We start from the raw sequence: 21,591 nt of genomic DNA on the forward strand, positions 1-21,591 counted from the left end.
GCACAGGATTATGGAATGGTGATCACTTATACGATCAGCAACTTGTAAGACTTAATCACAATTTGATATTACAAAAAAAGCAGGCCGAGCCTGCTTTTTTTTTGTTTACACCGTTGCCGATCAGGCGTAAGCCCTGCGCAACTGCGTTATAGAAGATTGCAACCTTGAACGTAAGATCCCCAAAGTGATATTAAGCTCTTCAGCTGCCTGCACGTGAGTATATCCTTTAAAATACACGAGTTCAAGTGCGGATTTTTGGTCAGTATTAAGAATCTTGGTCATGTCCTTAACCCCGATAAGCTCAGGATTGTAATTGGTTTGGAAGGTCATATCAACCTGCTGACCAACTTCCGCAAGATCTTCACATACGGAAGCATTTCTATGATTCGAGCTTCTCAGATAGTCTATAGACAGATTCCGGGCAAGTCTGGCCATCCAGGTATACAAACGGCCCTTAGTGGCGTCATACATAGCAAATGATTTCCAGATCTTGATGAAGGTTTCCTGCAACAGATCCTGAGCAACTTCTTCAATAACAACTATGGTTGAAATAACTTTATAAAGTGAGTCGGAATACATTTGATAGAGGGCAGACATAGCCATACCATCGTTGTTTTTTAGGCCCACCACAAGCATATCTTCAGATAAACGAAGCTTCCTGCTTCTTTTCTTACTGATGGCTTGAACATCTTCGAGAGGTAATACCAGTGACATCATCGCTTTTATAGTTTTTAATAATATAAAAATGATGTGGCAACATGAATTTCAGATGAAGTTTCTTAATTAATAATAATATCTCCGAATTGTGACAGAATTGGAGCAAGTCGCTAATTATAGTTTTATCCAGAGATAATTGCTCTGGCCAAGTTTAAACCGGATACTAATTATCCTTCTTTATTTCAACGCGGCGGTTTTGCTGCCTGGCCGCCTCTGTATTATTGATATTGAGGGGTTTAGATTCACCAAAACCTTTAGCTTCCAGGTTTCTGCCATTGATTCCCGCTGAGACGAGATAACTTTTAACAGCCGTTGCCCGGTCAATTGAAAGAGTCAGATTCCGTGTTTCAGTCCCCTCTGCTGACGAATGGCCATTTAGGCTAAACTTCATGTCAGGGTATTTTTTCATCTCCTTCGCTATTTCGTCAAGAATCGGATAAGACGAGGTTTTGAGGACTGCAGAGTTGAACTCAAACAGGATATTTTGATAGTTAAAGGTTGGAGCCGGAGCAATTACTTCAGGACAGCCATTATTATTGGCAGAGCCTGCTTTATTAGGACAATTATCTTTAGAGTCTGAAATTCCATCACCATCGGAATCTGATTCTGCAACTGGAGCTGGCTTGGGTTTCTCCTCTTCGACAGCAGTTTCTACCGGAACCGGAGCGGCCTGAGTGATCATCTTCTTAGGTTTGCATGCCGAAGAAAATGCGGCAACTGCAATAAGAGCCAAAAAGGATAGTCTGTTTAAAAATGTTCCCATGTAATGGTTTTAAATGTCAAGCCCTAAACTACCATTAAGAGATATTGCCTGCAAGTAAGGGTTTTCCACATACATAGGATAAGTACAAAATGCAGTGGAATTAAAATCCTACTGCGGCGATCTCGACAATGTGTTCATTGAGAATTTCAGGTCTGTAATTCTTCCAATGAAGGACTGATACTTGCCTACAGCTTCTACGCCCTGCAACTTCCCACAGGTTACATAACCAGCTTTAATCTTAGTAAAATCGGCTTTAACATCTTCCCGCAACACCAAAGAGTTATCGAAATACATTTGTAATTGTCCTCCCCTTGTTAAGCGGAAAAGCAAGTGGCCCCTATTCTGCCTTAAAACCGGGCTATAGAAGACCTTGCCATCTGCAAACTCAACTCCTATCTTGTTCTGAAATACACTGATTTTAAACTGCCCAAAGTAGTCGCACACAATTCCTCCCTTTTCAATCCCATCCAGATATCCGTTAACATAAAGCGTATCCGGGTTCCATATCTTGCGATTAAATGAGAGGTCAGATGCTCCGGTATTTTGCCTGATCTCATAAGATCGATCGTAAAAATCAGGGAGCGAGCCGTGAATGATCGAAGCTTCATCTTCACCCTGACGGTTAAGCTCGGCCTGCAGCATTGCTTTCAGCTTTGCAACATCATTCTTTGATAAATCGCTGTTCACAAGGTTGACAAACTCATTCTTATCCTTGTTAAGATCAAAAAGCTCTTCCGGCTGGCGATAGCTATATCGTTCAAGCAGGAATTTAGTCTTGTCGTTCTGTGTTGATGACTGCACCCAGGAATCAAAATAAAACATATTGCGTTCTACCTTATCAATGTGGGTAATAAACCGCCGGCCGGGATGATAATTTCTGATATAATGAAGGCCATCTGAAGTGATCACAGAGCGTGATGGCACATAGTTATACCAGTAATGCGGCTCTACAGATGTTTCCGCAAAAATATAATCATGATGCACCTTTTTAACACCTGTAAGGACTTCCTTGAAGCTTTTGCCGTCTAATCCTTCCCTCGGCTTGAGCCCTGCCATATCCACCAGCGTAGGGGTAAGATCTACAAGCGATACTAAAGCATCACTAGTGCTTCCTTTTACAACCTTCCCGGGCCATCTCACTATAAAGGGCACCCGAAGGCCTTTATCATATACGGTCCATTTTGCTCCAGGGAACTGAGCGCCCTGATCCGAGAAGTAAAAGAATGCAGTGTTGTTTTTTTTACCAACCCGGTCAACCGTCGTCATAATTTCCCCAAGCAGGCTGTCGGCGGTACTGATGCTTTGATAGTAAGATGCCACTGCAGCACGGGTTTCTTTCGTATCCGCCAGGTACTCCGGTAATTTCAGCTTTGCAGCGTCATAATCCCTGTTCTTCACCCAGGGAACATGTGGCAGCCATGGAGCAATTATAATACAAAGCGGCTGTTCAGGATTAGTCTTAAAATGAGACTCGATCATCTTCACACTTTCCTGCCTTCTGTCGGTACGGTTCTCCATCGGCTCGTACTTTCCGAACTCTTTACCTATATGCTCAAAAGGAAATGCAGCCAGGGGAAATACATCTGTTTTACCTGAGATAACAACGCGGTAGCCCGCTTCTTTTAAAAATGCCGGCAGATTACTGATTCCGGGTCGGGTTGTAAAGTGATTCATTTGCGAGCCATTCCGGTAAGGATATAATCCGGTGAACATCACACTCCGGGAGGGAGCACACATAGAAGAAGCGGCATAGGCTTTATTAAAGCGCATTCCCTCCTTCGCCAGCTGATCCATGTTCGGTGTGTGAACATCCGGGTTGCCGTAGGCCCCAACATCCTGTTGATTTTGATCATCAGTAATGAAAATAACCAGATTGGGCTTGCTTTGAGAAAACGACTGAAAAGAAAATAGAATAGCTAACAGCAGCAGAGTGTATTTCATTCATTAAATCTAATTTATTTTAATTTGAATAACACTGAAAGCAAGCCTTAGATATTAAAAATACAGCAGATTTAAAACATGCTCTCCGCTACGCGTTTTGAAGCCTCTTCACAGAAATCCAATCCGGAGTAATCGGGATTATACCCGCCGATATAGGGAACCGCCATTATATAAATCCGTTCGTTATACGCTCCGTACGGATCTACAACCTGGAAATTATCATTAATAGTTATACCAGCGACTTTCAAATAATAATTCCCACTACTGTCTGATTCAACCTCCTTGTTTCCTTTCGCCTTAGCAGACTTTCCCTCCGCAGGAGATCTGAACCGTATATGCGCGGGGCTTATCGTTTTATTTGTTATCATACTGGCAAAAGGGAATTGCTCGTAAGAAAGTCTCAGCTGCCCAATGCAATTGACGAAGGTTTTATAATATGTGGATCTGGCTTCTCCATTTTGGTCCTGATACTTATATGTTACGCCGCCCTTCTTCTCGGGCACGGCCTCACTTTCAGGATTTACGGCTATAAGCTCCAGAACACCCGCATCATACAGAGCAAGCATTTCGCGGGCCGAACTCTGGGGAACAAACGCTATTACAATGGATATCAGCGGCATTAATACCTTTGTAAGCCGTTGCATATCCTCGGCCGACAGGTATTTAGCGGGGTAATTCATCGCAAAACTAAGTACAGCAAGCATTTCTTTCCAGTAAACCGATTCCTGTCGTTGAATTGACTTCTCCGCTTCGGCATATTCTGCCCGGAAAAGCTGGAAAGCGTCAAGCTTCTCCCGAAGAGCCATCATGGATTCTACAAACTCCTCAAGGCTCAATTCTTTTATCTTATCGAAAAAAGGAGGGTCCTTCTCTCTGAAGATTTCTTTAAAGTTTTTCTCGAACACAAAATCGAGCGACAAGAATCCATCATTCTCTTCTTTATGCTTTTCAATCTCCTCAGGAGTTAGCAGTGAGTCATTGGAAAGGTGTGTGTCGTCCAAATGAAACCTGATCGCGGGCAGCAGGCCATCAAGACAGTGCATCGACAATTTGAACTCCGGACTACCCTCTGAAAGTTGATAGGTGATATTGCCATTTTCCTTTTTGATAAACTCACCATTATGCCTTGCAAGTGTTCTCAAAGCATCGATCGCGGTTAATGACGATCCCTTAATTGCAACCGGGTGGTTTAAACTCAGCTCTAGTTTAGACGGCGGATAAGGCGAATCATAATATCCCTCAACCTTTCCTTCGTGTATAACAGGCCAGCTATGCCCGGTACAAATTATCACACGATTAAACTTCACTATCCCTGCCTCGGAAACTTCCACCCAAACCTCATTCTGATCTGGCTCATCGATTATATCCACAACGCTTGTATTAAGATGAACAGTGGTTTTAATCCCTAATTTCTTAGCTTTGTCTTTTAAAAGCTTGAATTGGGCACCCAGGTATTGCCCAAAAAATAAGCGTGGCAAGACCTTGAACTCGTTGAAGTTTTCAGGAGTTATGCTAAACCTCTCAAGTAGCTCCCTGGGAGCAATTTTAACCCACTCCTCTATTGACATCACTAATTCCGGGATCTCATTATCAGACACGTTGGTAATATGCTCATCGTTGGCACCCTCGCGGCTGTAGGGCATTCCAGTACCCAGCTCGCCTTTCCTTTCAAAAATAGTAACATCCAGATCCTGCTTCCCCGATTCTATCAAGCGCTTATACATGAACAATCCGGCAGGGCCGCCCCCCAGAATAGCAATACGTGTAAGTTCTTTCACCATATAATCCTTATCAATTTCGATGGAATAACATCTTTTGTAAGGATAGGTTTTCACCTGAGTGAGTTTAAGTCACTGTTTTGTGAATCCAGCTTACAAATTATTCGCGGCTAAAAAGAGGCTGTTGTACTAAGTCTGGCTTGATTTGAGACATCAAGCTTTTGGCCAGCATTAAACCGGATGCATTTGCCGTTCATTTGCCGTTTGAAGACTAGCGATATATTTGGGCACAAAAGACCCTATACCATTCATATATTGTTATGAATAGTTTAACCAAGAGGCTCCTTTTACGCTACTTAACTTTTAAGATTCTGTGGTATTTTCGTTTAGGGCTATTCTTAGAGGGGAGGGTCTTGATAGCCCTAATATATCCGACTAGTTCTCATCATATCGAGATCGCCATCGCTAATTTCAACAATAGCATATGTCGGTACCTCAGTCACCTTCATTTCATCAAGAATGTTTACCAGGTCACCATATACTGACTTATCGCTTGGTTTAATTAGCACTATTAAGCCTTTACCTGTTTTCCTAAGAACATCTTTTGAGTTTGACATCAAGGCCTTCCTTATTCCATCCCCCGACAAACTATTCAATTGTGGATTATTTGAAGGATGGTCCTGCGTACCCATATACCACAACACTTTGGTGTTATCTCCCAGACAAACGGTCATCGACCTTCCTGCTGATACTTCCTGAGGATCGTCATCAACCGGCATGGATAAGTCTATACCGTTTTGCTTTGCTAGTGTAGTAGTTAACATAAAGAATGTTATCAATAAAAACGCCAGATCTACCATTGCTGTTAGGTCTACTCTTGGAACCGCAGAACTCCTGGCACCCCGGGAATTTCCGCTTGATGGATTTGTTAATTCTGCCATGATCTTTTTTATTATGGATGCCAGGAGGATTAAGATTCCATAATTAGAATTCGGAGGAAAGGCTTAATCAGCTGTCTTTCTCATTAGTCTCAATTCCTGACGAATGCTATTCAAACTATCAAGTATCGCTTTATTTTGGATTTTCAGGCTGTCAAGACTTGCCTGAAGATGTTCTGTTCGTATTTGCATTCTCCCCTCGGGAGAAGATTCCCTTCCGCATGAACACAATGCCAGACCTATTACAACGATAATTTGCTTCATATAATTATTTTTAATGTTTGTCGTGGATACTCTCACAAAATTACATCTTCGCAAAATAAAATAAGACATTTACATACCCGGATGCTACCCGCATGCCTCACGCGTCAGGATATATATACATACGTACCCTTCACGGCATTTTTACGCAAAATAATACACAGGCAAACCAAGATATACAATGACTGTTATCAGACTCAGCAACAATCAGGTTTTAAGATCGCGAGCTATTACTATGATAAAATTAGAATACTTTACAAGTGCAGATTTTGACACGTTACTTGACTGGGTCTGGGATAAGGAATTGCTTGTGCAGTGGGCCGGTACTCAGTTCCGGTATCCGTTGACGAAAAATAAACTGGACTGGTATATTGAAGAAGCAAATAACTTTGACAATTCGTCGACGTTTGTTTACAAGGCCGTATATACTGAGAGCGGCAGGACTGTTGGCCATATCTCACTGACTTCAATAAACCGGAAGAACCGGTCAGCCCGTATAACACGCGTCTTGGTTGGGAATTCCGATCGCGGAAAAGGGATAGCTGAACAAATGGTAAAAGCATTAATGAAGATTGGCTTCAATCAGTTGAACCTCCACCGAATGAGCCTGGGAGTTTATGATAACAATACCTCGGCAATCAAATGCTATAAAAAATGCGGCTTCCAGGTAGATGGCCTGCTACGCGACATTCAAAAGCATAATAATAGCTACTTGACCCTTATGGAAATGAGTATCCTTGAGAATGAGTGGGTTGCCCTCGGGAAGGTGATAGACCGGCAGAACGAAATGTGATAGTCCAATAGATCGTACTTTTTTTTAATTATATAATTGCATCCGGGTAACCAAGCGAGCAAACCTTACGTAAACAATAGTATCATGTGCTACATTGGGTGTATTATATAAACAAGAGAGGCTATTAGTTTAATCTATTATAATAATCATGTTATGAAAAAAACACTACAAAGCATTTTTATCCTATTCTCAGCCATATTGCTGAATAGCTGTCAGAAAGACAGCGTTCACGATGGGGAGCTGACCTATCATTTTAAGACATCTCACCTGAGTGCTTCGCTGGGGACAACTGGCGCTACAAGCGGTACACCGGTCGCTCCTTTGAGTAATGGAAGTATAACGTGGCTTTCGGGAACGATTAATGTTCAGCAGATCTATTTTGGAGCAAAAAAGGACAATACCGCCTTTGCTGTTGAGTTTGAAAAACTATCAAGTATTGATATCTTAAAGACCTCAACTATCAGCGGAAGTGTTGCTATCCCTACAGGCACATATACCGACATCAAACTGAGAATAAGACTAAAGGAGTCAGCTACCCATAAACCATTAGTATTACTAGGCACTTACACTGAGGTTTCCGGAACAAAAATTCCCGTAGAGGTCCAGTTTAACGAGACTTACGAATTAACCCTCCACCCACCTCCAGTCACAATCAAAGGCGATAAATACGATGTGAACTTAACACTTGACTTAAGTAAATTAGTTAAAAACCTGATCCAGGCGGATTTCGGTCAAGCCGTCAGAACCGGTCCTAACAACATGATATTAGTAAACAGCACCACAAACAGAGCACTCTTTGAAAAGCTGGCTGTTAACTTTCTGTTGGTTGCCGATGGCCAGATGACGAAGAAGTAAATTGTCGGAGGTCTGATGTCGGAGGTCTGAACTGGATTTCCGACATCTTGCCTGGCGTCAAGTATCGTAAATCCATCAGGCTTCAGACCTTATACCTCACGAACCCAGCTCCGTATATTTCTTATAATTATCTAAAATAGCCTGCCAGCCACCGCGCTGCATCTCAATTGGATTTTGGCTTTCCGGATCAAATATCTCAACTACCTTCGTTGTGTCGCCCTGGTCGTAAAATTCTACCGATACCTTCCGGCCATCTGCCATTTCGTACTTAAGAAGTTTATGATGGTCGACATCGGTATACACCCCTTCAAAATCAAAACTAACACTGCCATCTTTAGCAGCCATTGTTGTTTTAAACTTTCCTCCTACCTGCAAGTCATTGTCTGCATATGGTGCGTGCCAGTCATCTGATGCATGACACCATTGCATGCAGTGTTCAGGGTTTGTCCATGATTCCCATGCCTTTTCTACAGGAGCATTTACAATGGTTTCCACCGATATAGCTGATCTTTTTGAGTCTTCCATTTTCAAATGTTTAAGATTATAAAGCAAAGATAATTTGGTGTCTTAAAAATAAAGGTGGGCAAATAAGACATTATTGAGGTGTATTTAGCCACCTCTAAGAGATTGGTTAAAGCCCATTTTATCAGAATAGATAGAACTTTAATTGTTTATTTTCCAATAATGGTAGCCTCTTCCTTTCCCGCAATCTCACCCTTATCTTTCTTCTTATCCTCCTCGATCTCTGGTAAAGTATGGGTAAATATCAGTCCTGATTTAGCAGCATGCTCAGCTGCTTCAACGGTATTATCAACTATTACTAGCTCTACGTGATCTTTCAATTCGACGGAGATATCAATAGCTATCTTTTCGCGATCTGCCAGTTGGACGTCCCTGATATAGATTGCCAACACCCGACCAGGGAACTTCCTGACGATCTCCCTGTAAATCGACGGATCTTCCTGTCCGCTGTCGCCAATGAGCACGAAGTTCAAAAGCGGGTAAGTAAGCATTATGTTCTCGATCTCCTTGAACTTATGCCCCATATGGCCCGAGCTTATAAACTTATTGTCCTGCAATCCAAAGTCGCGGAGAAGAAGCGGCCCCTCCGGGATTTGGTTCAGATCGAGAAAATCTTTTAACAGATCATACATATTCCAGGGACTGCTTGATACGTAGAAGAATGGATTATTACGCTTGCCATTCCTGCCGAGCTGCAGCGACTTATAAAACTCCGAGACCCCGGCAAAAGGCATTCTTGTTTTCGCATTATGCAGGAAAACCTTGCGTGACATGGCCAGAACATCGGTGGCGCTGGTGTGAACAATTGTATCGTCGATATCGCTGATGATCCCGTACTCAGCATCGATAGGCGGAACCAACACCTGGGCTTCACATTTTAATCCGGGGTTAAACTTGATAGGAGCATCAACAAGTTCAACATCGATTTCATGCCACATATCTGTCGGACTGATCGGTGTCTCCGGTGCCAGATTGAGCATAAAATAACCTTCATCGTCAGTAATTACAGTATGTTCCTGATCCTGAAATTTAACTTTTAATGTTGCACCAGGAATTTCGTCACTTTGAAACCGGTGGTACATATTGATAAGATTATGGAAAATAGTATCCCGATCCGTTGCAGCGTCTATACCCTTATCTTCCAGCAACCTCCCTTTGATATATAACCGGTTAGCAGTTCCATAACTGCGATAAGTAACGATCTGTAGTGGATCATTAAGTTTTAAGCGCTTTCGGAGATTAAAGAAGAGATTGTCAAATTTGTCCTCGACAACAGTAGTCGTATCAGTAAAGAGTTTTTTCCAGGCCGGCATATGCAAACATTTTAAATAAAACGCAATTTAGCCGGATGTGTTTACAGGAAAATGCAGTAAATCGTTTAGCTATACCGTTCCTTTAACAGGATCATCATATCTTCACTCAGTTTCCATTGTTTTGCGCAGTAGCTATTCTACGACGACGAAGCGCTCCCCCATTGTGTATAGCAATTTTTTATTTGTTGATCCTGTGGAGCTCTTCAACATTGGAACAGATACGAGAAAAATCGAGCCCATGCCAACAACCTTTTTGGTGTCGGTATAGATTATCACTTCGTCTGCTTTAAAATGTATTCCATCATGCTCAAAGCTCGCTTTTCCGTAAAGATGGATCGTATTATTTTTAGCGTCAGTAACTATTGAGTCTTCTGCGCTATACTTCTGGTCTACCAGCAAAAAGTTATCTGCCGGCTTTTGTGCGAAGCTGTTAAAGCTGATAAAAACAAAGAGTATCAGGGTTATATTTTTCATAGTACTTAATTTTAACTCCAGTTGTAGTTCAATCTTGATTATTCAGCTTAAGACTTGCCGTATCTTAAATATACCAATTGCTATGAGATTGCGTGGCGATTTAATTAACTGACCACAAATCTACCCTGTGGCGAGGCACGTATTGTTGACTAAAATGATGCGCTTAACTCCATTAAAACACTTCGGCCAACCCCATTTATACCGCTGCCATGAGTGCGATAATCCTCATTTAGTATATTTTGCAGGCTCATTCTGAGTTGTAACATTTTATATTGATAGCCAGCGAAGGTATTGAATACCTGCCAACCGGGAGTACCACCCCGGGGGATCCGATTATCGTCTTTGTCACCCGGTGCCAGCCTGTTTTGATCAGACGCCCATGCAATCTCGGCTATGATGTAATATCGGTCCAGCACATATTTTATTGAAGTGTTACCATTGAGTGGAGGCATTCTTCGCAGTGGTTCATTTTTAGTATAGTTTTTGCCGAAAGTATACGCGGTAAAGCTATTTAATATCCAGCGCTCATTCGGCTGCCAATTGAGAAAAGCCTCACCTCCTTTTATATAGGCATTTTCTATGTTCTCTTTCCGGTAGACATTGTAACCGTCTATTATTCGACCCTCCGACCTGACACGCGTTATCAGGTTAGATAGTTTATTGTGGAACAGAGCCAGTGACCCGCTTATTCTATCTGTATGCAATCTATACCCTATTTCTGTATTGCGATTTCGTTCCGGCTTCAGATCAAATGAAGGCAATTCATACCTGAAATCAACAATACCGAGCGTTCCCATGTCATCGATATTAGGTGCCCGATAACCGCTGCTAACAGATGTATATATATAATGAGGCCCGGAACCATAATTTACACCGGCATTAAAAACCAATGCATCAGGTTTAATACTGACCAATCCCAAAGTTGCATCAGGTATCGAGGCATTAAACCAATTGTACCTGGCACCTGCTTCCAAAGTCAATTTGCTAATCTGAATGTGATGAAGGTTGTATATCGAAGTATTGGCATAGGTTGAATTATCGGGATATAAACCGCGGCCCCGCAAGGAAGTCGGCGTCAGGGTGTTTATATCTTCTTTATAGCTATCTATCTTGTCGTAATAATACTCAAATCCGCTGTTCGAGGTCCAATTTGGCGTGAACTCCGAAAGGATATCAACTGATGCACCCGAGGTGCTGATGTCGTCCCTTTCCCGCCGAAGCGATGTGCTGTTATTTTTCTGGCTGTTTCGGGCTTCCGCGCTTTGCTGAAATGAGCTGTTGAAGCTGATCTTCTTAAAGAGGGCGTTCGACCCTGTCAGGTTTAATTTAATGTACGATAAAGTGCGCTGCTGGAGCTCCATCTCGTTAAGTAGAAAGTTCTCCAGTTGAACCTTATGATAGACCGGTACATTGCTTTGCTTAACAAACTGATGTGCACCTATAAGCTCTGCTTTATCTGACAATTTCAATTTTAGTTTAAGATCTGCATCCGTTTCTCCATAACCACTTGGGGATTGCCGGCCAGTGGTATCACCTCCAAGCAGCGCACCAAATTTTTTTGTGCTTATACCTCCTGATGCGGCAAAATTCTGTCCGGAATAAACAACCTGTCCCCGGCCTGTCTTTTCCATATTGTTATTCCAGTACCGACCCGTTATATTTCCGCTGACCCTTGGTTGAGTCGAATACCCAGGATCAAGGGTCAATAGCTGAATCACACCTCCCATTGCATCAGATCCATATTGCACCGATCCGCTCCCTTTTACCACTTCAACCCGGTCGACTGTAAAATGATCAATTGTATTCAGGTATTGGTTGGGTCCGTACCTGAAGGTGGAATTATTCAAACGAATGCCGTCCACAAGGATCAGGGTTTGATTTCCGGTCAGGCCTCTTACAAATGCAGATCCACCGCCATGATTCGTCTTTTGAACAAACACGCCCGGCGTACTCATCAGAGCTTCGGGTGTTGAACGGTACTGATACTCGCTCATTTGCTTTCTTTTCAGCACACTGATGGAAAACGGGCTGGATATCAAAGTCGCCGATTTGCGGGTTGCCGTAATAACGACCTCGCCCAACGCTCCGACGGTGTCGACAACGCTATTATTACGGTCTTGGCCGAATATCATTGCCGGCAGCGCAAGAAAGTAGCAGGATAGCAGAAATTTTTGAAGTTTCAATTTAATGCTTTACGGGTTAGTTCATTCAGATCAAAGTCAGTCAGATCAATCATCATCGTCATCACCACCTGCTTTCTTATCGGTATTTAAGAATGCTGCCCTTACAGGGGAGGGCGCAGGCACGCCTTTGATACCCTGCCATAAAATTTCATTGAATATGAGATCAGGGACCGCATCTTCCTTACTCCAGTTAAATTTCTCCGATAATTTACCAAGTCTGGTATTTGCAGGATTCTTGTCGTTCAGATTAACACTAACAGGTAAAAAATTATACGGGGCAATATCCGGTTCAGGGGTAAACAATCTCCACATCGGAGTAGCAGCAGCATCATACTGAGTCATCGGAGGCAATCCCAATATTAGTTCCATTGTTCTCAACATGCCCGAGGTTGTATACATCGTATGGTCCACGAACTTTCGTTTAACAAAAGGTCCAACGACAAAAGCCGGGCTTCTATGTGCATCCACGTGGTCGGGGCCATTCTGAGCATCGTCTTCCAGGATAAATACCACACTTTCATTCCAGACAGGGCTTTTACTTAAGTGATCGATCAGCATTCCTACAGCCAGGTCGTTATCTGCAACATGCGCAAAGGGGGTTGGCCGGCCAGCCCGCATACCTTCAGTATGATTATTTCCTAACCTGATTGTAGAGAATTGGGGAACCGATTTTGCGGCGACTAATGAATCAAAGTCATGCTTCCATTGGTAGAAACGAGTAGTATCCCGTACACCCAGGCCATAAGGTGAAAAACGCGCCGAGTGGCCTTTTAAGGATTCAAGCCTGGGCTTAGTGCCAAAATCATCGGCAACAAATTCTCCATAAGAACGATAAGAAACATTATTTCTCGCGCAGAGATCCCATATAAATCCGTCTTTATTATTCCCAATCTTGAGAGTTCCGGAGGTGCCGGTTGTGCCGCCTTTGGCGCCATAAGAGGCGGGCCAATTTTTTTCAACATAGTCATTTGCATAAGCCCCCATGCTCCAATTGTGTCCATCAGCACTCACTTCGGCATCCACATAAAAGTTGTCGAGTAAAACATAATCCCTGGCTAGTTTATGCTGATTTGGTGTAATTTTTTCTCCGAACAGCAAGAGTGAGGTATCTCCATTTCCACCTGGGATATCACTCAAGACCTGATCATAGGTCCTGTTCTCCTTTATAATATAAAATACATGCTTTATCGGCGATTTATCCCCTACTTTCATCGGCACCGGGTTTCCTGGCTCGCCTTCAGTGAGCAACTCTTTGGCCTTTGAGTAAGGGGTATTTTTATACACCGCCTGAGCAAAGGCAGCAAGCTGCGGTGCTGCCGGTTCATTAATGATACTCAGAGATCCACGAAACAACGATCCTATGTATTGAACTTTCGCGGGCTTTGTACTATCGCCCATATGACTTAAAACAAGCTGCTGTCTGTTGCTGGGCTCCGGGCCTTTAGGATTGGCATAAGAGGTTAATCCTTTGCCGTTTGTAACGAAGATCTTTTTCCCGACTACCTTGACATTGGTAGGATACCAGCCTACCGGTATAAACCCTTTCGATCTGCTTTTCGACTCAATCGAAACATCAAAAACAGCGAGGCAATTGTTGTCGGCATTGGCTATATAAAGAGTTTTTTCATCTTCACTTAATGCAAGCCCATTTGTGGTCGATCCGCTGGGAGAGGCAGGATAAAGGGCGGCATTCAGCGTTTCAACAACGGTATGAGTGCTTGTCTTGATCACAGACACTGAATTATCATCAGCATTAGCTACATATAAAAATTTCCCACTTCTTGTAAGATACATCTCATTTGGATGATTGCCAACCGGGACCTCTTTGATTATTTTTTCAGACTTTATATCATAAAGCAGGATCTTCTTATTGCCCCACAAGCTTATATACAAAGTTTTCTTGTCGCTAGAAACTTTACAGCTATAAGCCTCAGCGCCCAGGGCCAGGGTTTTGATGATCTCCCTGGTTTTCAGATCAAAAACATAAAGACTTTTCGCTTCTTTGGTTACCACAAATAGCTTACTATGAACCGTTTCTTCTAAATCCAGGCCTGCAGTTCCTATTTGAGTCGGCCACGGCCTTCCTAAAACAAATGAATCAGCTAGTTTAAGTTTACCATTGATCACCGAATATCTGTTCACCTTGTTGTCATGTCCGCCGGAAGCATATAGAAATTGATCATCCTTGCTAAAAGCCAATCCATACCAGGCTTTTGCGATAACAATACTATCAATACGCTGTTGTTTTTCAATATCGATAAGGTCTATGGTATGTGTGCTCTGACCGTTGTTGGTGATGGCTAAATATTTTTTACGATTGCTGACTACCATATTTAATGGCAATTCCCCGATGGGAATATTTTTGCCTGCAGGGGTTAACGACCATCCGTTAGGTAGCATTATCCTCTTTTTCTCAAGCTCGGTTAACGTTTGAGAAAATAAAGAGCTAACCGATAACAAAAGTGTCATCAGTAGGATGGAAGATTTCACTGGAAAATTCATGCTTTAAAGATTATTTCAATATCGTTTTTTAAATGGTATAGTATCAGTGATGTCGCTTTTTACGAATCCCAGGCTATCACAGCAGCCTCCTGCAAGGTATTTAAAAACCTTACCAAAACTCTTAAAGGTAATAAGAACAAATTGTTAATTTAAATAGATGTTGCTCAAAAAATACACAAGCTGCAACTAACCTCCCTTCGGGATATCATTCAAAAAAGCTTTAACTGGTCGCTGATCTTTTCATACCGATGCCGCATTTCAGGCATGCCAAAATTCGATAGTGAGATACCCAACAGCCGGATCTTTTGCTCGGCTGAAAATGTTGAGGCCAACAGGTGTTTTGACGTAACGCTAATCGTTTCAAGATCATCCAAAGGTTCTGGAAATGACCTATTGCGGGTAATCTGCTTGAAATCGCTGTACTTAACTTTAAGTGTGATTGTGCGTCCTTTTAGTTGATTCTTTTGCAAACGGCCATAAACGATCAGGGCTATCTTATCAAGTTCGGTTTCCATTTCTTCAAGAGTAGTCAGGTCATAAGCAAATGTATCTTCGGCGGCCAATGATTTAGTTTCCCTGTGCGGCTGAACTTCGCGGTGATCTATGCCCCTGACTATATCATAATAAAAGTTGCCTGCCTTCCCGAAATGCCGGGTCAGTGCTTCTTTTGTTAAACTCTTCAGGTCTGCTCCTTTGTGGAGATTAAAGCTTCTCATCTTCGCGGCAGTTACTTTGCCTACCCCATAGAATTTCTCTACTGGCAGATTTTCCATAAATGCCTCAACAGCCGATGGACCTATGAACTTCAGACCGTCCGGTTTATTAATATCTGAAGCTATTTTAGCGACAAATTTGTTGATCGAAACTCCCGCGGATGCGGTTAGCTGTAATTCTTCCTTAATAGCTGTTTTGATCTGCTGAGCGATCTCTATGGCCGAGCCTATGTTCAATTTATCGTGTGTGACATCCAAATAAGCTTCATCTAATGACAGGGGCTCAATTAAATCAGTATACCTGCTAAAGATTTCGCGGATCTTTTGAGAAACTTCCTTATAGGCCTCAAACCTTGGCCTTACAAATAATGCCTCCGGACAAAGCTTTTGAGCTTGCTTTGAAGGCATCGCAGACCGAATTCCGAATTTCCTTGCTTCATAGCTTGCGGTGGCAACCACTCCCCCGCGGCCTTCGGGCAAGCCTCCCACAACTAATGGCTTGCCCCGATACTCTGGATTATCGCGCTGCTCCACAGAAGCGTAAAAAGCATCCATATCAATATGGATGATCTTACGGTGTGTTGGAGTTTCTTGCATGGTTTTACAAATATATTCTTCTGCCCGGTTGTTCCACCCCTGCCCCAGCGGGGGACATCCTCCTATTTAAAATTACGTCCTTTATAAAAAACATCCTTCCGGGCAACCCGCATTTCTTCCCTTCCTTTATTCCCTCCCGAAACCGGTTCACTTCGTTCATCGGCACGTGCAAGAGTTAGTACCGGAAGGTTTTCGCTATCGGATGGGGTCAAGCCTCTTAATAGTTTTGTAAGATCAAAGCAGCGCTTTACGATTACGTGGACAACCTCTCCCTCTATTTGCAATCTGCCTTCTACCATCAATAACTTCGCTCCCAGGATCTCCCTTCGATACTGATCGAAAAGCTTTTGAAACACCACAAGATTAGTGTTGCCTGTTTCATCTTCAATGGTGATAAAGCAAATACCGCTGGCAGTCCCGGGTCTTTGCCTTACAAGCACCAATCCCGCCACTTTTACCATATCACCGTCTTTTGCTCCCGCAAGATCCTGGGTGGAACGTACATGTAACAAGCTTAGCTTTTCACGCACAAAGCTGACCGGATGGGCTTTTAAGGATAAAGATGTGGTAGCGTAATCCTGGATAACATGCTCGGATGCTGCCATTAAAGGAAGCGAGATCTGCCCTTCCATCACGCTCTCTGAAGGCTGCCCAGCAAATAACGCAACGGGTGTATCTGCAAGCGCAGATACTTCCCACAATGCCTTGCGCCGGTCGAGCCCGATGGAACGGAAAGCATCCGCATCAGCTAATTTTTCGAGGGTTGCTTGAGAAACACCGGCATCACGAAGTTCAGTGATCTTCTTATATGACACAGTTCTTCCATTTACCAGCACTTGAACATCATCCTCACGCAATCCACTTATCTGTCTAAAGCCTAGTCGTAATGCATGGTATTCTCCTGCCATTTCCTCAAGGATATTATCCCACATTGAATAATTGATATCCACCTCTCTTACTTCAACCCCATGCTTGCGGGCATCTATCACGATCTGTGCAGGCTGATAAAAGCCCATTGGCAAGCTGTTAAGCAATGAAGCTGCAAACACATCCGGGTAATGGCATTTCATCCATGATGAAACATACACAAGGAGGGCAAAGCTGGCAGCATGGCTTTCAGGGAATCCATAACTCCCAAAACCCTCCAACTGCCGGAAAATGCGCTTTGCAAAATCTACAGGATAACCATTCGCGATCATCCCATCAATCAATTTTTTTTCATACTGGGTAACCTGGCCGTGAGCTTTAAAAGTAGCCATGCTGCGCCGCAGGCCATCCGCTTCAGCGGGGCTAAATCCTGCTGCAACGATGGCTATTTCCATTGCCTGCTCCTGGAATAGCGGAACTCCTAAAGTCCGGCTCAATATTTCTTCTAATTCTGCCGAAGGATATTCTACAGGTTCCTCACCATTACGCCTTCTCAAATAAGGATGCACCATGTCACCCTGTATTGGCCCGGGGCGTACAATAGCAACTTCGATCACCAGATCATAAAAACATTTGGGTTTAAGGCGTGGAAGCATAGACATCTGCGCCCGGCTTTCTATCTGGAATACGCCAATGGTATCCGCATGGCTTATCATCTCATAAACTTTCGAATCATCCTGCGGAACGTTAGCCAGGGTTAAATTAAGATCATAATGCATTTTAGCCAGGTCAAAGCCTTTTCGGATACAGGTGAGCATACCTAACGCAAGCACATCCACTTTCAGAAATCCAAGGGCATCAATATCATCCTTGTTCCATTCAATGCAGGTCCGGTCTTCCATCCGTGCATTCATTATCGGGCACAGATCAGAAAGCTTCCCCTGGGTAATGACAAAGCCTCCGGTGTGCTGCCCCAATTGCCGCGGAAAACCAATCATCTGGCTGGTGAGTTCAAGTGTTTTGCGCAAATGTGGATCCTGGATATTAAGCCCCTGCTTAGCGATATGCTCATCATCAAAAGCTTCTTCATGATGCCATACAGAGGATGAAAGCCTGTTAATAGTATCCACCGACAAGCCCATTACCTTCGCTACATCCCGTACGGCACCTTTGAAGTGCAATTGCGTTACGGTTGCTACAATTGCTGCCCGGTCGCGGCCGTACTTTTCATAGATATACTGGATCACCTCCTCGCGGCGCTCATGTTCAAAATCTACGTCAATATCAGGCGGTTCATCCCGGGCATCCGACATAAACCTCGCGAAAAGCAGCTTGATCTTAATAGGATTAACCGAAGTGATGCCAAGACAATAACAAACCACTGAATTAGCCGCCGATCCTCGCCCCTGGCAAAGGATATTTTTACTTCTCGCAAAACGAACAAAATCATGAACAGTAAGGAAATAGCTGGCCAGATCTTTCTTCTTCATAAATGCCAGTTCCTCATCGATCTGTGCCTGCACTTTCTTTGGGACTTCGTCGCCGAACTGCTCTCTCGCACCTTCACGGGTTAAAAGCTCCAATTCCTCCATGGGAGTCCGGCCTTCTGTAGTAAGCTCCTGTGGATAAACATATTTCAGGCTGTTTAGGGAAAACTGACAAGCTTCAGCAATATCAAGTGTATTCTGGACTGCCTCCTGCTGCTGACGGAATAGCCGGAGCATTTCTTCAATGGGTTTCAGATGCCGTTCTGCATTCTGATGGAGACGGAAACCCGCGTTATGGATGGTGCACTTTTCACGAACACAGGTCAGCACATCCTGGAGTTCACGGCGCGCCGGATCATGATAATGCACATCATTTGTGGCTGCCAGTGGGATATCCAGTTCTGCCGATAAACGGGAAAGCCGGTACAATCTCTTTTGATCGTCACCCAGGTATGAACGGGCAGCTGCCAGGTAAAGCTCACTGCCCAGCTCCTGCCTGTATTCTTTCATGTCATTTTGGAAAGAAACTTCGAACTCAAAAGCTTCCGTCAAAACCGAAGGAGGTATAGCAATAAACTTCATGCCTTTGCTATAGGCATAAACATCGGCCTTGTATAGATGACATTGTCCCTTTTCAGCACGAAGATTTCCAACAGTCAGCAGTCCTGAAAGCCGTCTGTAGGCATCCTGATCGGTTGGGTAGGCTAGCAGGCTCGTCCCGTCCAACAGATCAAGCCGGCAACCCGGAATCAGGCGTATACCTTTCAATTTAGCAGCGGCATGTGCTCTAACAATCCCCGCAAAAGTATTACGGTCGGTAATTGCAATAGCATCATACCCATAAGCAGCTGCCTGTTCAACCATCTCCTCGGGATGCGAAGCACCGCGCAGAAAGCTAAAATTGCTTGTGACCTGTAATTCTACGTAGTTCATCACGCAAAAAATCCATGTATAAACCATTCATTTGAACCATCTCCATTATAGTGACCCGAGCGAAACAGCCAGTAACGCTGTCCGTTCTGATCTTCCACATGATAATAATCCCGATGCTGCCCCCCATCAAGCCACCATTCGCGTTCAATGCGTTCCGGACCATCTGCTTTTTTTACATGATGAACCTTTTCTTTATACCGGAACAGCATAGGCGGATAATCGGGTATTGGAGCAGTCACTTCGATATGCTCGGGGCGGGCCAGCAGCTGAACAGGCCGTGGCTTATCGCTCCTCCAGCGGATGGAAGGTTTGTCCTTAATAGAAAAAGACGTTTTTATAGAACGTTCAGGCCAGTAGTGTTCATCCGGCAGGTATCGATGAATGGTATCTGCTCCCACCTTCCCAGCCAGCCTGTCAAGCAGCTCAGCCAGAGCGTTATCTTCCAGGCCGGGCTTGTCGGCCCAAAGCGCTTCCTGATGCGGGGGTATATCTTCTATTTTTGGGGCCTCAAGCACAAAAAGTTCGATCCCAAGAGCGGGTTCGAGTGTGGCTATCTTTAGCTCGAACAGCTTAAACAGGTGATGAGTATTGTGCGAGGCAAGGTTGGTACCGATATCCATTTGCACCAACTTTCCATCTATCCGGTAACACTTAAAAACAGCAGTACGAATCCCTTTACCCTCTTGCTGCAAACGCTTACAAAGCATTTCCAGAAGTTTTTGAACCGCAATTTCAATACCTACAGCCGTTCTTATGGGTTCTAAAGATGGCAGGCGTTCCTGATAAGGCTCTATGGGCAGTAAGCTTTTTATAGGTTCATCCTCATTTCCCAAAGCCTGATCCAGCCTTTGCAGTATACCTGACCCAAAACGGCGGCGAAGTACCGAGCGTGGCATGGTCATAAAGCTGCTTATGGTTCTGAGCCCCAGCTTTTGCAGACGTTCAAGTACTGGCGATTCAAGCCGCAGAGCAGCCGGGGGTAAAGGAAGCAATGCTTCGGCCTGACAGTTATATTGAATAATAGGTTTTACTTTTCCGAAGCGGGAAACGGCCCATGCTGTACCAATGGTATCTGCCATGGCGGCACGCACGTCGTAACCCTTGCTTCTTAAGCGGGTAATGATCTCTTTGAGGTAATCATGCTCACCACCCCAGAGATGCGGACATCCCGAAATATCCAGGATCAGCCCATCGGGAGAATCCAATGCGATTACCGGTGTATAACGAATACACCATTCACCTAACCTTTTCAATAATTTATCTCCCTTGCCGGGGATGTCATCAATAATCTCCAGGGAAGGAACAAGGGCTTTAGCATCAGCAGCGACCATCCCAGGATGGATACCTTCAGATTCAGCGTGGCTATTAGTCGCGGTAATCAAAAGCCTGCCATGATCTTTAATTGCAACCACAAAAGGCACACTACGAAGCTCAGGCCGCCGGAGGGCAAGCCAATCCGTCAGCAGATGACGAAACCATATGGCAACAAAACGCTTTTGCATGTTATCCGGCTTTTAGGCTTTGCAACTCCAGAACAGCTTCTTTTGGTTCATGAACCGGCCTGAATTGGCCTGCCGACCATTCAACTTTCCAGCTCCCCGGATTACCGTTCCGTACTTTTAACAATTCAACATTCCATCTCGGGAAACCCACTCCCGGCATACCAGTTTCCAGTTCACTGGGCAAAGAGGTAATATTCCATCGGGCTACACAGGCTGTGGCACTTAGTTTTTTGGGGTCACTGCGAAGCACAAAACCCGTTACCCTGCTTTGTTCGGCCGCTAATTGCAGGCGCCGCGTTTCAGTAAAACTAATTTCACCCAATTCTCCGATAACCGCCGAAAGACCTTTACATTTAAGTGCTTCCTCCATCGCCCAAAGCACATCTCTCTCACGTTTAAGGTCAACAAAGATCAGCCGGTCGGGCTCAACACCAAAAACTTTTAGTGAGGGTGGAAAAAGTGTGCGCCGCATACTGATCCACAGGCAGGCGCCGCCATGCTGCATCAGATTA

Annotated in this window: 17 protein-coding genes; 2 read left to right on the forward strand and 15 right to left on the reverse strand. The window is 44.0% G+C overall.

The window, feature by feature from the left end; all coding sequences use genetic code 11:
• Positions 1-120: 120 nt before the first annotated feature.
• From WKF69_RS09950 to WKF69_RS09975, 6 genes are all read right to left on the reverse strand, one after another.
• A complete protein-coding gene (locus WKF69_RS09950) occupies positions 121-717 on the reverse strand; it encodes an RNA polymerase sigma factor (RefSeq protein ID WP_340381551.1) in 597 nt (198 codons plus the stop codon).
• 163 nt (positions 718-880) lie between these two features.
• Entirely contained in the window at positions 881-1,480 is a 600-nt protein-coding gene (locus WKF69_RS09955) for an OmpA family protein (RefSeq protein ID WP_340381552.1), read from the reverse strand.
• A 108-nt stretch (positions 1,481-1,588) separates the two neighbouring features.
• Positions 1,589-3,421, reverse strand: a complete 1,833-nt coding sequence (locus WKF69_RS09960) for a sulfatase (RefSeq protein WP_340381554.1) — start codon at positions 3,419-3,421, stop codon at positions 1,589-1,591.
• A gap of 71 nt (positions 3,422-3,492) precedes the next feature.
• Entirely contained in the window at positions 3,493-5,256 is a 1,764-nt protein-coding gene (locus WKF69_RS09965; RefSeq protein WP_340381555.1) for an FAD/NAD(P)-binding protein, read from the reverse strand.
• Positions 5,257-5,561: 305 nt separating this feature from the next.
• The gene (locus WKF69_RS09970) at positions 5,562-6,080 is read right to left on the reverse strand and encodes a biopolymer transporter ExbD (RefSeq protein WP_340381556.1); all 519 of its coding nucleotides are present in this window, start codon (positions 6,078-6,080) and stop codon (positions 5,562-5,564) included.
• 63 nt (positions 6,081-6,143) lie between these two features.
• Positions 6,144-6,341 carry a hypothetical protein gene (locus tag WKF69_RS09975; RefSeq protein WP_340381557.1) on the reverse strand — a complete coding sequence of 66 codons (198 nt, stop codon included), beginning with the start codon at positions 6,339-6,341 and terminating at the stop codon, positions 6,144-6,146.
• A gap of 232 nt (positions 6,342-6,573) precedes the next feature.
• On the opposite strand from WKF69_RS09975, the gene WKF69_RS09980 reads away from it, so the two are divergent.
• Both WKF69_RS09980 and WKF69_RS09985 read left to right on the forward strand, forming a co-directional pair.
• Positions 6,574-7,131 carry a GNAT family protein gene (locus WKF69_RS09980; protein ID WP_340381558.1) on the forward strand — a complete coding sequence of 186 codons (558 nt, stop codon included), beginning with the start codon at positions 6,574-6,576 and terminating at the stop codon, positions 7,129-7,131.
• Positions 7,132-7,284: 153 nt separating this feature from the next.
• On the forward strand, positions 7,285-7,986 hold the full coding sequence (locus WKF69_RS09985; RefSeq protein WP_340381559.1) for a hypothetical protein: 702 nt from the start codon (positions 7,285-7,287) through the stop codon (positions 7,984-7,986).
• A 96-nt stretch (positions 7,987-8,082) separates the two neighbouring features.
• Here the strand turns inward: WKF69_RS09985 and WKF69_RS09990 are convergent, their stop codons facing one another.
• From WKF69_RS09990 to WKF69_RS10030, 9 genes are all read right to left on the reverse strand, one after another.
• Positions 8,083-8,511, reverse strand: coding sequence for an SRPBCC family protein (locus tag WKF69_RS09990; RefSeq protein ID WP_340381560.1), 429 nt, complete (start codon positions 8,509-8,511; stop codon positions 8,083-8,085).
• Positions 8,512-8,657: 146 nt separating this feature from the next.
• On the reverse strand, positions 8,658-9,821 hold the full coding sequence (locus tag WKF69_RS09995; RefSeq protein WP_340381561.1) for a phosphatase domain-containing protein: 1,164 nt from the start codon (positions 9,819-9,821) through the stop codon (positions 8,658-8,660).
• Positions 9,822-9,953: 132 nt separating this feature from the next.
• Positions 9,954-10,295: a hypothetical protein gene (locus WKF69_RS10000; RefSeq protein WP_340381562.1), complete on the reverse strand. Its 342-nt coding sequence runs from the start codon at positions 10,293-10,295 to the stop codon at positions 9,954-9,956.
• Between the two features lie 149 nt (positions 10,296-10,444).
• The gene (locus WKF69_RS10005; protein ID WP_340381563.1) at positions 10,445-12,478 is read right to left on the reverse strand and encodes a TonB-dependent receptor; all 2,034 of its coding nucleotides are present in this window, start codon (positions 12,476-12,478) and stop codon (positions 10,445-10,447) included.
• Between the two features lie 45 nt (positions 12,479-12,523).
• Entirely contained in the window at positions 12,524-14,980 is a 2,457-nt protein-coding gene (locus tag WKF69_RS10010; RefSeq protein ID WP_340381564.1) for a bifunctional YncE family protein/alkaline phosphatase family protein, read from the reverse strand.
• A 209-nt stretch (positions 14,981-15,189) separates the two neighbouring features.
• The gene (gene dinB, locus WKF69_RS10015; protein ID WP_340381565.1) at positions 15,190-16,290 is read right to left on the reverse strand and encodes a DNA polymerase IV; all 1,101 of its coding nucleotides are present in this window, start codon (positions 16,288-16,290) and stop codon (positions 15,190-15,192) included.
• A 62-nt stretch (positions 16,291-16,352) separates the two neighbouring features.
• Positions 16,353-19,577 (reverse strand): error-prone DNA polymerase, encoded by a 3,225-nt coding sequence (locus tag WKF69_RS10020; protein ID WP_340381568.1) that lies wholly within the window; start codon positions 19,575-19,577, stop codon positions 16,353-16,355.
• A complete protein-coding gene (locus WKF69_RS10025) occupies positions 19,577-21,079 on the reverse strand; it encodes a DNA polymerase Y family protein (RefSeq protein WP_340381566.1) in 1,503 nt (500 codons plus the stop codon). Before WKF69_RS10025 ends, WKF69_RS10020 begins: the two co-directional genes overlap by 1 nt.
• A 1-nt stretch (position 21,080) precedes the next feature.
• Positions 21,081-21,591 (reverse strand): Error-prone repair protein ImuA (locus tag WKF69_RS10030; RefSeq protein WP_340381567.1); only part of this gene is annotated, 511 nt, incomplete at its 5' end.

It is taken from the genome of Daejeonella sp. (assembly GCF_037719425.1).
Lineage (GTDB): Bacteria > Bacteroidota > Bacteroidia > Sphingobacteriales > Sphingobacteriaceae > Daejeonella.

What these genes read in the sequence shown, in the direction of transcription:
- WKF69_RS09950 (WP_340381551.1), bottom strand. Translation starts at nt 717, where the DNA reads ATGATGTCACTGGTATTACCTCTCGAAGATGTTCAAGCCATCAGTAAG.
- WKF69_RS09955 (WP_340381552.1), bottom strand. Translation starts at nt 1,480, where the DNA reads ATGGGAACATTTTTAAACAGACTATCCTTTTTGGCTCTTATTGCAGTT.
- WKF69_RS09960 (WP_340381554.1), bottom strand. Translation starts at nt 3,421, where the DNA reads ATGAAATACACTCTGCTGCTGTTAGCTATTCTATTTTCTTTTCAGTCG.
- WKF69_RS09970 (WP_340381556.1), bottom strand. Translation starts at nt 6,080, where the DNA reads ATGGCAGAATTAACAAATCCATCAAGCGGAAATTCCCGGGGTGCCAGG.
- WKF69_RS09975 (WP_340381557.1), bottom strand. Translation starts at nt 6,341, where the DNA reads ATGAAGCAAATTATCGTTGTAATAGGTCTGGCATTGTGTTCATGCGGA.
- WKF69_RS09980 (WP_340381558.1), top strand. Translation starts at nt 6,574, where the DNA reads ATGATAAAATTAGAATACTTTACAAGTGCAGATTTTGACACGTTACTT.
- WKF69_RS09985 (WP_340381559.1), top strand. Translation starts at nt 7,285, where the DNA reads ATGAAAAAAACACTACAAAGCATTTTTATCCTATTCTCAGCCATATTG.
- WKF69_RS09990 (WP_340381560.1), bottom strand. Translation starts at nt 8,511, where the DNA reads ATGGAAGACTCAAAAAGATCAGCTATATCGGTGGAAACCATTGTAAAT.
- WKF69_RS09995 (WP_340381561.1), bottom strand. Translation starts at nt 9,821, where the DNA reads ATGCCGGCCTGGAAAAAACTCTTTACTGATACGACTACTGTTGTCGAG.
- WKF69_RS10000 (WP_340381562.1), bottom strand. Translation starts at nt 10,295, where the DNA reads ATGAAAAATATAACCCTGATACTCTTTGTTTTTATCAGCTTTAACAGC.
- WKF69_RS10010 (WP_340381564.1), bottom strand. Translation starts at nt 14,980, where the DNA reads ATGAATTTTCCAGTGAAATCTTCCATCCTACTGATGACACTTTTGTTA.
- dinB (WP_340381565.1), bottom strand. Translation starts at nt 16,290, where the DNA reads ATGCAAGAAACTCCAACACACCGTAAGATCATCCATATTGATATGGAT.
- WKF69_RS10020 (WP_340381568.1), bottom strand. Translation starts at nt 19,577, where the DNA reads ATGAACTACGTAGAATTACAGGTCACAAGCAATTTTAGCTTTCTGCGC.
- WKF69_RS10025 (WP_340381566.1), bottom strand. Translation starts at nt 21,079, where the DNA reads ATGCAAAAGCGTTTTGTTGCCATATGGTTTCGTCATCTGCTGACGGAT.